Source organism: Stenotrophomonas sp. Ste86, assembly GCF_024519465.1.
In the GTDB taxonomy this organism is placed as follows: domain Bacteria; phylum Pseudomonadota; class Gammaproteobacteria; order Xanthomonadales; family Xanthomonadaceae; genus Stenotrophomonas.
In genome coordinates, this window is the sequence record NZ_JALJRW010000027.1 from 39,114 (window position 1) to 53,883 (window position 14,770).

The following is a 14,770-nucleotide window of genomic DNA, read 5'->3' on the forward strand; positions in this document are numbered from 1 at the left end:
ATGCCGCATGCCTTCAATCCTGATCATTGACGACAACGCCAGCGTCGGCACCGCATTGGAAGTGCTGTTCTCGCTGCACGACATCGATGCGCTGCACGCGTTGTCACCCGACGCCGGACTGGCGTTGCTGGAACAACATCCGGTGGACCTGGTCATCCAGGACATGAACTTCACCGAAGACACCACCTCCGGTGAGGAAGGCGAGGCCCTGTTCCAGCAGATCCGTGCCCGCCATCCGGACCTGCCGGTGATCCTGCTGACCGCCTGGACCCACTTGAGCAGCGCCGTGGACCTGGTCCGCGCCGGCGCCGCCGATTACCTGGCCAAACCCTGGGACGACCGCAAGCTGCTGGTCACGGTCAACAACCTGCTGGAACTGTCTGAAACCCGTCGCGAGCTGGACCGCCGCCGCGAGCGCGAGCAGCGCAACCGCTCGGCGCTGGAAGCCCGCTACGACCTGCGCGGTGCGGTGGTTGCCGACCCGGCCAGCGAGCGCGTGGTGAACCTGGCCTGCCAGGTGGCGCGCTCGGCACTGCCGGTGCTGATCACCGGACCCAACGGCGCCGGCAAGGAGAAGATCGCCGAGATCATCCAGGCCAATTCGCTGGTGGCCAAGGGCCCGTTCGTCGCGCTCAACTGCGGCGCCATTCCCGCCGAACTGATCGAGGCCGAATTGTTCGGCAGCGAGGCCGGCGCGTATACCGGCGCCAACAAGGCACGCGAAGGCAAGTTCGAGGCCGCCGATGGCGGCACGCTGTTCCTGGACGAGATCGGCAATCTTTCGCTGGGCGGGCAGATGAAACTGCTGCGCGTGCTGGAAACCGGACGCTTCGAGCGGCTGGGCTCCAACCGCGAACGCCAGGTCAAGGTGCGGGTGATCAGTGCCACCAATGCCGACCTGCCGGCGATGATCCGCGATGGCCAGTTCCGCGAAGATCTGTACTACCGCCTCAATACCGTGGAGCTGGCGCTGCCGCCGCTGGCCGAACGGGCCGGCGACATCCTGCCGCTGGCCGAACGCTTCATGGACGGCGACAAGCCATTGTCCGCCGCCGCGGCCACCGCGTTGCAGCGACACACCTGGCCGGGCAACGTGCGCGAACTGCGCAACGTACTGCAACGCGCCCAGCTGCTGGCCAGCGGGCCGCGCATCGAAGTGACCGATCTCAACCTGCCGCGGGGGGCCAGCGCACCGCGCCCGGCCAGCCCGACGGTCGACCCGGACCGCAGCCATATCGAAGCCGCGCTGGGCCGCAACCACCGCATCATCGCCCAGACCGCCGCCGAACTTGGCCTGAGCCGGCAAGCGCTGTACCGGCGCATGGACCGCTACGGTATTCCGCGCGAATGAAGCGCAGCTCGTTCACCTTCCGGCTGTTCCTGCGCCTGCTGCCGGTACTGGCGCTGGCCGCCGCTTTTCCGTGGTACCTGGCCTACTGGCTGGACCATGGCTGGTTGATCAGCGCGGTCTCCCTCGTCGTACTGCTGTCGGTGATGTGGTGGAGCCTGCGCCGCGCCACCGCACCGGTGCGTTCACTGTTGCGCGCCTTGTCCGGCACCACCAGCAGCTACCGCGATGGCGAGTACAACTTCGGCGTGTACTGGCCGGGCAACGACGAACTGGGCGACCTGGTAAAGGCCCACCGCGAGCTGGGCGATGTACTGCGCGAACAACGCCAGGGCCTGGTGCAACGCGAGCTGCTGCTGGACACGATGGTGCAGAACACCCCGGTGTCGATGCTGCTGCTGGCCAATGGCGGCGATGGCATCCAGCGCGTGGCGTTCTCCAACCTGGCCGCACGTCGGCTGCTGCACAACGGCTGGAAGCTGGAAGGCCAGCGCATGCAGGACGTGCTGCAAACCATGCCGGTGGAGTTGCGCGACGCGATCGTGCGCGGTGGCGACAGCCTGTTCGCCGTGCATGACGAAGGCAGCGACGATGAAGAGGACGAACAGGTTTACCACCTGTCGCGCCGCAACTTCCACCTCAACGGACGCCCCCACGACCTGTTGCTGATCCGCCTGCTCACCGCCGAGCTGCGCCGCCAGGAAGTGCAGACGTGGAAGAAGGTGATCCGGGTAATCAGTCATGAACTCAACAACTCGCTCGCGCCGATCGCGTCACTGGCACATTCCGGCGGCGAGCTGGTGCGGCGTGGCAAGACCGAGCGCCTGGAGGAAGTGTTCGCCACCATCGAAGATCGTGCGCGGCACCTGGAAGGCTTCATCCGCGGCTATGCGCGCTTTGCCAAGCTGCCGCAACCGCAGCTGCAGAACGTGCAATGGCTGCAGTTCCTGACCAGCCTGCAGCACCAGATCGCGTTCCGCATGAGCGGCATCAGCGATGAACTGCACAGCCGGGTGGATATCGCCCAGCTCGGCCAGGCGCTGTTGAACCTGCTCAAGAACGCGCACGAAGCCTGCAGCGAAGCCGAACCGCCCAACGACGACGTCGAAGTGCGGCTGACCCGGCTGCCGCAGTGGCTGCGGCTGGAAGTACTCGATCGCGGCAAGGGCATGAACGAGGCCGTGCTGCAGAACGCGCTGATGCCGTTCTATTCGACCAAGCGCAATGGCACCGGACTGGGCCTGGCCCTCACACGCGAGATCGTCGAAGCGCACGGCGGTCGCATCTCGCTGCAGAACCGCCGCGAAGGCGGCCTGTGCGTGGCGATCTTCCTGCCCATTGCCTGAGGCATGGCCGGCAAGCTCATGCCGCCGGTATTGCCTGATGCCGGCCAACGGCTGGCATCACCGCTCAGGCCTTCTTGACCGGACGCTTCCAGCCTTCGATCGTTTCCTGTCGCGCACGCGCCACCGTCAGCTTGCCGTCCGGCGCATGGCGGGTGACCACCGACCCGGCCGCAATCGTGGCGCCCTCACCGATGACCACCGGCGCCACCAGCGCGCTGTTGGAGCCGATGAAAGCGTTGTCGCCGATAGTGGTCTGCGACTTGTTCACCCCGTCGTAGTTGCAGGTGATGGTGCCCGCGCCGATGTTGACCTTGGCCCCGATCACCGCATCGCCCAGGTAGGTCAGGTGGTTGGCCTTGCTACCTGGCCCGAGGGTGACCTTCTTGGTTTCCACGAAGTTGCCCACGTGGCTGCCGGCGGCCAGCACTGTGCCCGGGCGCAGCCGCGCGAACGGCCCGATCTCGGCCGCGCCCTCGCTGACCACGCCGTCCAGATCACAATGCGCCTTGACCACGGTGCCCGCAGCCAGCGCCACATCCTTGAGCCGGGTGAACGGCCCGATGCTGACACCGTCGCCCAGCTCGACCCGGCCCTCCAGGATCACGTTGACGTCGATCTGCACGTCGCGCCCGACGCTGACCGTGCCACGGATGTCCAGCCGTGCCGGGTCCAGCACCCGCGCGCCCTGCGTGCACAGCGCCCGCACCGCGCGCAGCTGCCACGCGCGTTCCAGCTGTGCCAGCTGCCACGGATCGTTGGCGCCTTCGGCTTCCTGCGCGTCCTCGACGAACGCCATGTCGGCCGGCGTGTAGTCATGCGCGGCAGCGGCGAACACGTCGGTCAGGTAGTACTCGCCCTGCGCGTTGGCATTGGACAGCTGTGACAACCAGGTGCGCAACGCCGTGGACTCGGCGGTGATGATGCCGGTGTTGATGGTGCGGATGGACAGCTGCTCGTCGCTGGCGTCCTTCTGCTCGACGATCGCCGCCACGCGCCCCTCGGCATTGCGCACGATGCGGCCGTAGCCGGTCGGGTTGGCCACTTCGGCCACCAGCACCGCCAGCCGGCCCGGCTGCGCCAGCAGATGGCGCAGGGTGTCGGTGCGGATCATCGGCACGTCGCCGTACAGCACCAGCACGGTGGCCGCGTCGGGCACGTTCGGCATGGCCTGCTGCACGGCATGGCCGGTGCCCAGCTGTTCGCGCTGTTGGGCCCAGAGCAGGTCGGTCTGGCTGGCGAACGCGTCGCGCACCGCATCGCCACCGTGTCCGTACACCACATGGATGGCGGCGGGCTGCAGGTCGCGGGCAGCATCGATCACATGGGCCAGCATCGGGCGGCCGGCAATCGGCTGCAGCACCTTGGGCAGGTCGGACTTCATGCGCTTGCCAGCGCCGGCGGCGAGGATGATGACGTGCAGGGCTTGGGTCATGGGGCAGCGTGTGTGGGCGGTAGTGGCTGCAATTCTAGAACGCGGACAGTTAACATGCTGCCTTTCCGCACCGGTACCGCCCTCCCGTGAGCCTGATCCGCCAAGGCAGCCGCTTCATCCTCATCGGCCTGGTGCAGTTGCTCGTGGACTGGGCGGTGTTCGTCGGTGCCACGGCATTGGGCGTTCCGACCGCGCCGGCCAACGTGCTGGGCCGGGTGTGCGGAATGCTGTTGGGGTTCTGGCTCAACGGCCGCTACACATTTGCCGCTGAAGGCGGCCAGCGCCTCGGCTGGGCGCGTTTCGCACGGTTCCTGGCGTTGTGGCTGGTGTTGACCGTGGTCAGCACGCTGCTGGTGAGCACGACGGCGCACCACCTGGGCCTGGCCTATGCGTGGCTGGCCAAACCGATCGTCGAAGGCGGCCTGGCCGCCCTCTCGTTCCTGCTGATGCGGCACTTCGTCTATCGCTGAACAGCCGGCGCAGTAACCGGGCACCGGTGCGGTGCCCGGCCGGGGTCAGGCTATTCGCACTTCAGCGCGCTGGCGACCTGGGCGAACTGGTCGTTGGCCGACGTGCAGCCCGCCTCCAGCGCCGTTTTGTCGTGCATGGTGGCCCACTGCGCCTTGGCCTGGTCCACGCCTTGCTGGAAGGCAGCGGCCGTCTGCGGGTTGGACTTGTCGAAGCAGGCCTTGGCGCGGGTCAGGTAGGCCTCACAGGCCTGGGGCAGGCCCGCGCCGATGCCGGCATCGGTGGACGCTGCAGCGGTGGATGGTGCAGCCGCCGCCGGGGTTGGGGTAGCAGGCGCGGCAGCGTCGTCCTTCTTGCCACACGCCACCAGGCCGGTGAGGGCCACCGCGAGAATCAATGCGTTCTTGAACATGATCATTCCTTGATTGAAGCGTCAGGGGTTTCCAATGCCTGCATGTCAGTCTCCGGTCGCGCACGTCCGGGGGCATGTCGGCAGGTGCACTTCTAGCAGCAAACTCCAGTCGCGTCATGCTGCAGCCGAACGTGCAGGCAACCGGTCACGACTCATCCTCCGGTCGGCGCCGACCGGGCGCGTGCCTCGTCCGCACAGAAGCCGACCGTGGCCAGCACCAATGCGTTTCCACTGTCCTGCTCGTTCTTCGCCGCCTCCGCAGCCTGCCGGGCAATGGCCTGTGCCAGCCGGCGCGGGCAGTCCGGCGCAGCGCGCACATCGTCCAGCGATGCCCACTGCGCCAACAGGCGCGCATCCAGCACGTCGATGCGGTCCCGGATGACCTCCAGCGGCGGAGCCGGCGGCACCTGCGTGCCCAGCAGGAAGCGGTGTACGTCAATGTGCTGCAGCAGCTTGTTGGCCTCGATCAGCTGGCGATAGGTGGCCACCACGCTGTCCGGGTCCAACCCCATCTGCAGGGCGCGTGCGCGCTTGTCGGCGAGCACGGCCGCCTCGCGCCGAGGGTCTTCGATCGGGCGTCCGGCGGGAAACTTGTATGCCGCCACGTCGTGGGCGATCGCGTTGCGCGCCGCCACCTGTGCGATCCAGTCGGCCAGGCTGCCCTGCGGCGCGCGGGCGGACACGGTGGCAGTCAGCACCAGGCTGCAAAGGATCCCGATGACCGTGATAGTGCGTGCAGGAATCATCGTCAGGCGCCGGGCAAAGGATGCCGCCGATTCTGCCCGACCTGGCCGCGCCCCGTTGCCGGGTCGATCACAGTCCAGGCCATCTCCCTGCACGGGGGCCCGGATACGACAACGCCGGCACAAGGCCGGCGCAGTCGAACACCCGCAGGCAAGCTGCTTAGTGCTTGAGCGTCTTGCGCAGGCGCTCCAGCGCCTGCAGCTGGACGACCGCTTCGGCCAGCTTCTGCTGGGCCTGGGCCACGTCCATTGCCTCACCACGGTTGGCCAGCATGCGCTCGGCTTCTTCCTTGGCCTTGCGCACCGACGCTTCGTCGATGTCCTGGGCACGGATGGCGGTGTCGGCCAGCACGGTCACGACCTGCGGCTGCACCTCGAGGATGCCGCCGGAAATGGCGAAATCGAGCTGCTCGCCGTTGGCCGTGGTCACCACCACCTTGCCCGGCTTCAGCCGGGTGATCAGCGGGGCATGCTTGGGCGCGATGCCCAGCTCGCCCAGCTCGCCGGTGGCCACGACCAGGGTCGCTTCACCACGGAAAATTTCCTGCTCGGCGCTGACGATGTCGCAACGGATGGTGCTCATGTAACTCTCTTCGCTAAGGGGCGGGTTGAACCCACCGCAGGTGTTCCGCAGCGGTGGGCGCGAGCCCACCCCGTGTCACGGTCGGGACGGGCGTATGCCCGCCCCCGCCGCATCAGGCCTTCTCGGCCATCTTCTTGGCCTTCTCGACCGCTTCTTCAATGCTGCCGACCATGTAGAACGCCTGCTCCGGCAGGTGATCGTACTCACCATCAACGATGGCCTTGAAGCCACGGATGGTGTCCTTCAGCGACACGTACTTGCCCGGCGAGCCGGTGAACACTTCGGCCACGTGGAACGGCTGGCTGAAGAAGCGCTCGATCTTGCGGGCGCGGGTCACGGCCTGCTTGTCTTCTTCGGACAGTTCGTCCATGCCCAGGATGGCGATGATGTCCTTCAGTTCCTTGTACTTCTGCAAGGTCTGCTGGACGCGCTGGGCGGTGTCGTAATGCTCGTGACCGATGACCAGCGGATCCATCTGGCGGCTGGTCGAATCGAGCGGATCCACGGCCGGGTAGATACCCAGCGAGGCGATCGAACGCGACAGGGTCACGGTCGAATCCAAGTGGGCGAACGTGGTGGCCGGCGACGGATCGGTCAAGTCATCGGCGGGCACGTAGACGGCCTGGATCGAGGTGATCGAGCCATTCTTGGTCGAGGTGATGCGCTCCTGCAGGACGCCCATTTCCTCGGCCAGGGTCGGCTGGTAGCCCACGGCCGACGGCATACGACCCAGCAGTGCCGACACTTCGGTACCGGCCAGGGTGTAGCGGTAGATGTTGTCCACGAACAGCAGCACGTCCTTGCCCTTGCCGTTCTCGTCCTTTTCGTCGCGGAAGTACTCGGCCATGGTCAGGCCGGTCAGGGCGACGCGCAGACGGTTGCCCGGCGGCTCGTTCATCTGGCCGTACACCATCGCGACCTTGTCCAGGACGTTGGAGTCCTTCATCTCGTGGTAGAAGTCGTTGCCCTCACGGGTACGCTCACCCACGCCGGCGAACACGGACAGACCGCTGTGCGCCTTGGCGATGTTGTTGATCAGTTCCATCATGTTGACGGTCTTGCCGACGCCGGCGCCGCCGAACAGGCCGACCTTGCCGCCCTTGGCGAACGGGCACATCAGGTCGATGACCTTGATGCCGGTTTCCAGCAGCTCGGTCGCCGGGGACTGGTCTTCGTACGACGGGGCGGCACGATGGATTTCCCAGGTATCACTGGCGGCCACCGGGCCGGCTTCGTCGATCGGACGGCCCAGCACGTCCATGATGCGGCCCAGGGTGCCTGCGCCGACCGGCACCGAGATGGCGCGTTCGGTGTTGGTGGCAACCAGGTTGCGCTTCAGGCCGTCGGTGGAGCCCAGCGCGATGCAACGGACCACGCCGTCACCCAGCTGCTGTTGCACTTCCAGCGTGATTTCGGTGTTGTCCACCTTCAGCGCGTGGTACACCCTCGGCACCGACTCGCGGGGGAATTCGACGTCGACGACGGCGCCGATGATCTGAACGATCTTGCCCTGACTCATTGCTGCAATCCTCTAATGTGTGCTTTGACTGTGCGCGTCAGACTGCTGCCGCGCCGCCGACGATTTCGGAGATTTCCTGGGTGATCGCTGCCTGGCGAGCCTTGTTGTAGACCAGCTGCAGGGTTCCGATCAGCTTGTTCGCGTTGTCACTGGCCGACTTCATCGCGACCATGCGGGCTGCATGCTCGGACGCGACGTTTTCCAGCACGGCCTGGTACACCAGCGACTCGACGTAACGCGTCATCACGTGCTCGAGCACGGTCGCGGCGTCGGGTTCGTACAGGTAGTCCCAGTCGTGGTGCGCGACCTGCTTCTCAGCGGCCGGCAACGGCAGCAGCTGGTCGAAGCTGGCCTTCTGCGTCATCGTGTTGATGAAGCGGTTGTAGACCAGGTACACGCGATCGACCTTGCCTTCGGTGAACGCATCGAGCATCACCTTGATCACGCCGATCAGCTGCTCCAGGTGCGGCACGTCGCCCATGTGGGTAACGCTGCCGACCATGTTGACCTTGATCCGGCGGAAGAAGGTCGATGCCTTCTGGCCCACGGTCACCACGTCGATCTCGGCGCCCTTGTCCTGGTACTGGCGAACCTCGCCCAGCATCTTGCGGAACAGGTTGTTGTTCAGGCCACCGGCCAGGCCACGGTCGGAGGAGATCACGATGTAACCGACCCGCTTGACCTCGTCACGCTGGACCAGGAACGGATGCTGGTAATCGGTGCTGGCCTGGGCCAGGTGACCGATCACCTGCTTCATCGCCTGCGCATACGGGCGCGAGGTCTTCATCCGCTCCTGCGCCTTGCGGATCTTGGAGGCCGAGACCATCTCCAGCGCACGGGTCACCTTGCGGGTGTTCTGCACGCTCTTGATCTTGGTTTTGATTTCGCGACCGCTAGCCATCTCTTATTCCCGTGGCGCGGGGCACATGCCCCGCGTTTGACGTAGAGCGGAGCGTTGCTCCGCTGCTTTCAAGCCCAGCGGAGCAACGCTCCGCTCTACAGGACCGGTATTACCAGCTGCCGGTGGTCTTGAACTCGGAGATGCCCTGCTTGAAGGCAGCTTCGATCTCGTTGTCCCAACCGCCGGTGGCGTTGATCTTGTTGATCAGCTCGCCCTGGGTGTTGGCGAAGTGGGCGTGCAGGCCCTCTTCCAGTGCCAGCAGCTTGTTGACCGGCACGTCGTCGAGGTAACCCTCGTTGACGGCGTAGATCGACAACGCCTGGTTGGCGATCGACATCGGGGCGTACTGCTTCTGCTTCATCAGCTCGGTGACGCGCTGACCGCGCTCAAGCTGCTTGCGGGTGGCTTCGTCCAGATCCGAGGCGAACTGCGCGAACGCAGCCAGCTCGCGGTACTGGGCCAGCGAGATACGGATGCCGCCGGACAGCTTCTTGATGATCTTGGTCTGGGCCGCACCACCGACGCGCGACACCGAGATACCGGCGTTCACGGCCGGGCGGATGCCGGAGTTGAACAGATCGGTTTCCAGGAAGATCTGGCCGTCGGTGATGGAGATCACGTTGGTCGGCACGAACGCCGAAACGTCACCGGCCTGGGTTTCGATGATCGGCAGCGCGGTCAGCGAGCCGGTCTTGCCCGTGACGGCACCGTTGGTGAACTTCTCCACATACTCTTCGGACACGCGGGCAGCGCGCTCGAGCAGGCGGGAGTGCAGGTAGAACACGTCACCCGGGTAGGCTTCGCGGCCCGGCGGGCGCTTCAGCAGCAGCGAGATCTGGCGGTAGGCAACGGCCTGCTTGGACAGATCGTCGTACACGATCAGCGCGTCTTCGCCGCGGTCCATGAAGTACTCGCCCATGGTGCAGCCCGAGTAGGCGCTGATGTACTGCATCGCGGCCGATTCGGACGCGGTCGCAGCAACCACCACGGTGTGCGCCAGGGCGCCGTTCTCTTCCAGCTTGCGCACGATGTTGGCCACGGTCGAGGCCTTCTGGCCGATCGCGACGTACACGCACTTGATGCCGGTGGTCTTCTGGTTGATCACCGCATCGATGGCCAGGGCGGTCTTGCCGGTCTGGCGGTCACCGATGACCAGCTCGCGCTGGCCGCGGCCGATCGGGATCATCGAGTCGACGGACTTGTAACCGGTCTGCACCGGCTGGTCGACCGACTTGCGCCAGATCACGCCCGGGGCAACGCGCTCCACCGGCGCAGTGGCCTTGGCGGCGATCGGGCCCTTGCCGTCGATCGGCTCGCCCAGCGCGTTGACCACGCGGCCGAGCATTTCCGGACCGACCGGCACTTCCAGGATGCGGCCGGTGGTCTTGGCGACGTCGCCTTCGCGCAGGTGCTCATAGGCACCCAGCACCACGGCGCCGACCGAGTCGCGCTCCAGGTTCAGTGCCAGGGCGAAGGTGTTGTTCGGCAGTTCGATCATTTCGCCCTGCATCACGTCGGCCAGACCGAAGATGCGCACGATGCCGTCGGACACGCTGGTCACGGTGCCTTCGTTGCGCGATTCCGCGGCCAGCTTGACCTTCTCGATGCGGTTCTTGATCAGTTCGCTGATTTCGGAGGGGTTGAGCGTGGTTGCCATCGTCAAGTCCTAGTGCCGGCGATCACGCCGGACGTTAAATGAATTCAGTTAGCGAGCGCGGTCTGCAGGCGCGACAGCTTGCCCTTGAGCGAGCCATCGATGACCACATCGCCGGCGTCGATCACGGCACCGCCGATCAGCGAGGCATCGACCGCGGTCGTCACGTCCACCTCGCAGCCGAAGCGCTTGCGCAGCGCGGCCTTGATGGCGTCCAGTTCGGCGCCGGACAGGTCGGTGGCCGAGGTCACCGTGGCCTTGACCACGTGCTCGGCTTCAGCGCGCAGCTGGGCGTACATGCCGGCGATTTCCGGCAGCAGCGGCAGACGGTGCGCACCGGCCAGGATGGCCAGGAAGCGACCGAAGGTCTCGCTGGACGATTCCGGGGCCAGCAACGCGACGGCTTCGCCGCGGTCCAGTTCCGGGTTCGACAGCAAGGCCGCCACGCGCGGGTCGGCGGCTACGTGGGCGGAGAACGCAAGCGCGTCCGACCACGGCGCGAACGTGCCTTCGTCGCGCGCGGTCGCGAACGCGGCGCGGGCATACGGGCGTGCAAGCGTGAGGGCCTGGCTCATCGATCAGATCTCCGATGCCAGCTCGTCGAGCAGCGCCTTGTGGGCGTTGGCATCGATTTCGCGCTTGAGCAGCTTTTCGGCACCGCTCACGGCCAGCGCGGACACCTGCTTGCGCAGATCCTCACGGGCACGGTTGGCGGCAGCCTCGATTTCAGCGTGGGCCAGATCTTTCTGGCGGTTCGCTTCGGCGATGGCTTCATTCTTGGCGGCTTCAACGATCTGATTGGCGCGCGCGTGGGCCTGGTCGATGATCTCGTTGGCCTTGCCGCGTGCATCCTTCAGTGCTTCGTTGACCTTTTCCTGCGCCTGGGCCAGATCCTTCTGGCTGCGGTCGGCAGCGGCGAGGCCTTCAGCGATCTTCTGCTGACGCTCTTCGATGGCATTCATCAGCGGCGGCCAGATCTTGGTCGCGATGATCCAGATCAGACCGGCGAACGCCAGTGCCTGGGCAACGAGGGTAAAACCGATTTCCATGGGGTTCGCTCAATCTGGGGTGATGGGGTGGTTGCGCCGCCTGCGGCGGCGCAGCCGTTCCTTCATCCGCGATCAGGCGCACACGGCGCCTGATCGTTCGCTTTCAATGGATCAGCCAGCAACCAGCTTGGCCTGGTCCAGCAGCGCCTGCGACAGCGGGTTGGCGAAGGCCAGCAGCAGGCCGACGGCGACCGAGATGATGAACGCGGCGTCGATCAGGCCGGCGGTGATGAACATGCGGACCTGCAGGACCGGGATCAGTTCCGGCTGGCGAGCGGCCGACTCCAGGAACTTACCGGACATGATGGCCAGACCGAGACCGGCACCCAGCGCGGCCAGGCCGATCATGATGCCGACGGCGAGGGCGGTGGAGCTCTGAATCTGGGCGAAGTTGGTCAGGACGGCGAAGTACATGGTTATCTCCAGGAACTTAAGTTGCTAAGGGTAATGAAACGGATGAAGGGTGAAGCGAAACTCAGTGACTGTCTTCCGACAGGCTCAGGTACACGATCGACAGCATCATGAAGATGAAAGCCTGCAGCGGAATCACCAGCAGGTGGAACAGCATCCAGCCCAGGCCGAATGCGCCGCCCGCGATGGCACCGGCAATGCCGGCACCGCCCAGCACCCAGATCAGCAGGAAGACGATTTCGCCGCCGAACATGTTGCCGAACAGTCGCATCGCCAGCGAGATCGGCTTGCTGAGCCACTCGACGATGTTGAGGATGAGGTTGAACGGCATCAGCCACTTGCCGAACGGCGCGGTCAGGAATTCCTTGGTGAAACCACCCAGGCCCTTGGAGCGCAGCGCGAAGAACAGCATCAGGAAGAACACGCTGATCGACATGCCCAGGGTGGCATTGACGTCGGCGGTGGGAACCGGCTTCCAGTACGGCACGCCGAGAGCTTCCAGCGGCAGCGCGATGAAGTCGGCCGGGATCATCTTGATGAGGTTCATCAACAGGATCCAGAAGAAGATCGTGATCGCGATCGGGGTCACCAGCTTGCTGGTGCCGTGGTAGGTGTCCTTGGCCTGGCGGTCAACGAACTCCAGGCAGATTTCCACGAACGCCTGCCACTTGCCCGGCACGCCGGCAGTGGCCTTGCGGGTGGCCATCCAGAAACCGAACACCATCAACAGGCCCATCAGGACCGAGGTCACGATGGTGTCGACGTGGATCGCCCAAAAACCACCTTCCTGCATATGAATCGTCAGGTTGTGCAGGTGATGCTGGATGTAGGAGGTGGGAGTAAGCGCCTCGCCTGCCATGTGTCCGGAACCTTAAGTTAAATAAATTGGATCAGCGCCTGGCCAGAGCCAGGACCTGGAACATCAACCCGACGGCGATACCGGCCAGCAGCGCCAATGCAGGCAGCTTGAAGACCAGGAACCCCACCATCAGGACGCCGAAAACGAGCACCCACTTTGCCACCACCGCCACGATCAGCCGGGCCAGCGCCGAACCGGCCGCCTGTACCCCACCACTGAGCGCCATCCGTGCGGCAACCCAACCACCTGCCGACACCGCCACGCCTGACACCAGCGCTCCCAGGGCGGACTTCTGCCCTGCCAGCAGCAGGAAGGCCAGGGCCAGGACAGCCACTGCAGCCAGCGGGTAAACCGCTGCGCGCAGCATCAGTCGCCGACCCGAATCAACGGAGTTCAGCACACGTATGTCCTGCTTGATCGTAAGTAGAAAGGCCGGGGTCGCAAGCAAGCGCCCCGTCGAGCCGCCAAATTATAGCAACGGGACAATTTGCGAGACAACCGCCCCCTGTTCATCCCGGATGTCTGCAAGTTGCTGCATCGCCACAGATTTTGCGGTCCACCGGCGGTCCAATCGTGGCCCTGTCAGGCTCTTGGCCTGTTGCGATGCAACATATTGAACTTTGGTCGCAGCGCCCGGTCACAGACATCGACCTGCACTTTTCGATCCTCGTCGGCGCCCCAAGCGCAGGTCTGCACCCCAAAGTGGCCCCGAGCTCTCTCCGGGGCCACTTTCTTTGGTGGGACCGGCTTCCGATGTTCCGGTACCCATCGGGGACCGGTCCACAGCGGTTCAAACGCATTCCGACGCCGGTCGCGGCCACCCCACCCGCCCGGCGGCACCGGCTGTTGCATGAACGGTACACACTCCCTCCACCATACGTTCACGAATGGTGGACGCGGCACTGGGCAGAGTGTCGGCACATCAATGAACCACTGCAAGGACACACACCGATGCGCCTGACGCTTTCCCTCCTCGCCCTGCCGCTGGCCATGGCCGCGCTGACCCATGCCAACACCGCCAGCGCTGCCGAGGGCGATGACCGCTTCGCGCTGCGCCTGGGTGCGATGAACATCGATTCGGACAACACGATCCGCGGCAACACCAACGTGGCCGGCCAGGACGTGGGCTTCTCCGAAGACTTCAAGCTGGGTGGCAAGGAATGGGAACCGCGCATCGACGGCATGTTCCGCATCAGCGACCGTCAGCGCCTGCTGTTCAATTACTTCAAGTACGACAAGGACCGCCGCGAGACGCTGGATGACGGCGTGAGCTTCGGTGACGTGTCCGTGCCGGCCGGCAGTTTCATCAAGGGTGAGCTGAAGTATCAGGTCGCCAGCCTGGTGTACGACTACTCGGTGGTGGATACCGATACCTTCGATCTCGGCCTGCAGCTGGGTGCCGAGTACGCCAAGGTGAGCACGAAGGCCTATGCCGATGTGGGCGATCTGTACCAGGGCCGTTTCCTGGATGAGAAGGCCGACGGTGTGGCGCCGGTGGTGGGTGCGCGCATGAGCTTCAACCCGTCCGAGAAGTGGATGATCACGGTGCAGGGCCAGTACCTGAACACCAAGTGGGGCAACTTCGATGATTACGACGGTGACCTGACCCGCGCCAATGCGATCGTGGATTACCGCCTGACCAAGAACTTCGGTCTGTTCGCCGGCTACGACTGGTTCAAGCTGGACGTGGACCAGAGCGGCAGCGACGGCACGATCGGTCTGAAGCAGGAGTTCAAGGGCCCGGTGGCGGGCGTCAGCTTCGTCTTCTAAGTTCTCCAGGCGATCTCTCCGAGCGCGGCCCCCGGAACATCGGGGGCCGCGTTTTTTTTGGGTCGTCTCCCATCTGAGGGGAGCGTCTTTCTGCAAGGTCCGTCGCAGAGTGAACTCGACGCTGCTACGAGTGGGACGGGCCAGTGTCGGCGGCGGGTGGATCCGGCTGTGTCTCCGCTGGGGCCTGTCGCGCGCGTGAGGGCCCCGTAGCGGCCGGTAGGCCCCTGGCGCAAATGTCCCCCGGCCTGGCGGCCTCCTCCTTTATTTTGCCCAGG

Annotated in this window: 16 protein-coding genes; 4 read left to right on the forward strand and 12 right to left on the reverse strand. The window is 65.2% G+C overall.

Annotated elements, in window-relative coordinates:
* The first annotated feature begins 7 nt into the window (after positions 1-7).
* Both NR101_RS17380 and NR101_RS17385 read left to right on the forward strand, forming a co-directional pair.
* Positions 8-1,351: a sigma-54 dependent transcriptional regulator gene (locus NR101_RS17380; protein ID WP_256776909.1), complete on the forward strand. Its 1,344-nt coding sequence runs from the start codon at positions 8-10 to the stop codon at positions 1,349-1,351.
* A complete protein-coding gene (locus NR101_RS17385) occupies positions 1,348-2,694 on the forward strand; it encodes an ATP-binding protein (protein WP_256776908.1) in 1,347 nt (448 codons plus the stop codon). The genes NR101_RS17380 and NR101_RS17385 overlap by 4 nt, the downstream gene beginning before the upstream one ends.
* Before the next feature lie 64 nt (positions 2,695-2,758).
* Here the strand turns inward: NR101_RS17385 and glmU are convergent, their stop codons facing one another.
* Entirely contained in the window at positions 2,759-4,126 is a 1,368-nt protein-coding gene (glmU, locus tag NR101_RS17390; RefSeq protein ID WP_256776907.1) for a bifunctional UDP-N-acetylglucosamine diphosphorylase/glucosamine-1-phosphate N-acetyltransferase GlmU, read from the reverse strand.
* Between the two features lie 86 nt (positions 4,127-4,212).
* On the opposite strand from glmU, the gene NR101_RS17395 reads away from it, so the two are divergent.
* Entirely contained in the window at positions 4,213-4,596 is a 384-nt protein-coding gene (locus NR101_RS17395) for a GtrA family protein (protein WP_256776906.1), read from the forward strand.
* A gap of 50 nt (positions 4,597-4,646) precedes the next feature.
* Here NR101_RS17395 and NR101_RS17400 read toward each other — a convergent pair whose 3' ends face one another.
* The 11 genes from NR101_RS17400 to NR101_RS17450 all read right to left on the reverse strand — a co-directional run bounded on the left by NR101_RS17400 (position 4,647) and on the right by NR101_RS17450 (position 13,125).
* Positions 4,647-5,006 carry a DUF5339 domain-containing protein gene (locus NR101_RS17400; RefSeq protein ID WP_256776905.1) on the reverse strand — a complete coding sequence of 120 codons (360 nt, stop codon included), beginning with the start codon at positions 5,004-5,006 and terminating at the stop codon, positions 4,647-4,649.
* Positions 5,007-5,158: 152 nt separating this feature from the next.
* A complete protein-coding gene (locus NR101_RS17405) occupies positions 5,159-5,704 on the reverse strand; it encodes a chorismate mutase (RefSeq protein ID WP_256776904.1) in 546 nt (181 codons plus the stop codon).
* Between the two features lie 205 nt (positions 5,705-5,909).
* A complete protein-coding gene (locus NR101_RS17410) occupies positions 5,910-6,332 on the reverse strand; it encodes a F0F1 ATP synthase subunit epsilon (RefSeq protein ID WP_256776903.1) in 423 nt (140 codons plus the stop codon).
* Positions 6,333-6,444: 112 nt separating this feature from the next.
* Positions 6,445-7,851 carry a F0F1 ATP synthase subunit beta gene (atpD, locus tag NR101_RS17415; RefSeq protein WP_256776902.1) on the reverse strand — a complete coding sequence of 469 codons (1,407 nt, stop codon included), beginning with the start codon at positions 7,849-7,851 and terminating at the stop codon, positions 6,445-6,447.
* A 37-nt stretch (positions 7,852-7,888) separates the two neighbouring features.
* The gene (gene atpG, locus NR101_RS17420; protein WP_038686099.1) at positions 7,889-8,752 is read right to left on the reverse strand and encodes a F0F1 ATP synthase subunit gamma; all 864 of its coding nucleotides are present in this window, start codon (positions 8,750-8,752) and stop codon (positions 7,889-7,891) included.
* A 109-nt stretch (positions 8,753-8,861) separates the two neighbouring features.
* On the reverse strand, positions 8,862-10,409 hold the full coding sequence (gene atpA, locus NR101_RS17425; RefSeq protein ID WP_256776901.1) for a F0F1 ATP synthase subunit alpha: 1,548 nt from the start codon (positions 10,407-10,409) through the stop codon (positions 8,862-8,864).
* A 44-nt stretch (positions 10,410-10,453) separates the two neighbouring features.
* Positions 10,454-10,981 (reverse strand): F0F1 ATP synthase subunit delta, encoded by a 528-nt coding sequence (locus tag NR101_RS17430; protein WP_256776900.1) that lies wholly within the window; start codon positions 10,979-10,981, stop codon positions 10,454-10,456.
* Between the two features lie 3 nt (positions 10,982-10,984).
* Positions 10,985-11,455 (reverse strand): F0F1 ATP synthase subunit B, encoded by a 471-nt coding sequence (locus NR101_RS17435; RefSeq protein ID WP_128097913.1) that lies wholly within the window; start codon positions 11,453-11,455, stop codon positions 10,985-10,987.
* Between the two features lie 111 nt (positions 11,456-11,566).
* A complete protein-coding gene (gene atpE, locus NR101_RS17440; RefSeq protein WP_256776899.1) occupies positions 11,567-11,869 on the reverse strand; it encodes a F0F1 ATP synthase subunit C in 303 nt (100 codons plus the stop codon).
* 61 nt (positions 11,870-11,930) lie between these two features.
* Positions 11,931-12,725 carry a F0F1 ATP synthase subunit A gene (gene atpB, locus NR101_RS17445; protein ID WP_256776898.1) on the reverse strand — a complete coding sequence of 265 codons (795 nt, stop codon included), beginning with the start codon at positions 12,723-12,725 and terminating at the stop codon, positions 11,931-11,933.
* 31 nt (positions 12,726-12,756) lie between these two features.
* Entirely contained in the window at positions 12,757-13,125 is a 369-nt protein-coding gene (locus tag NR101_RS17450; protein ID WP_256776897.1) for a hypothetical protein, read from the reverse strand.
* A 551-nt stretch (positions 13,126-13,676) separates the two neighbouring features.
* Here NR101_RS17450 and NR101_RS17455 point away from each other — a divergent pair.
* Positions 13,677-14,495, forward strand: a complete 819-nt coding sequence (locus NR101_RS17455; protein WP_256776896.1) for a hypothetical protein — start codon at positions 13,677-13,679, stop codon at positions 14,493-14,495.
* The last annotated feature ends 275 nt before the right edge of the window (positions 14,496-14,770 follow it).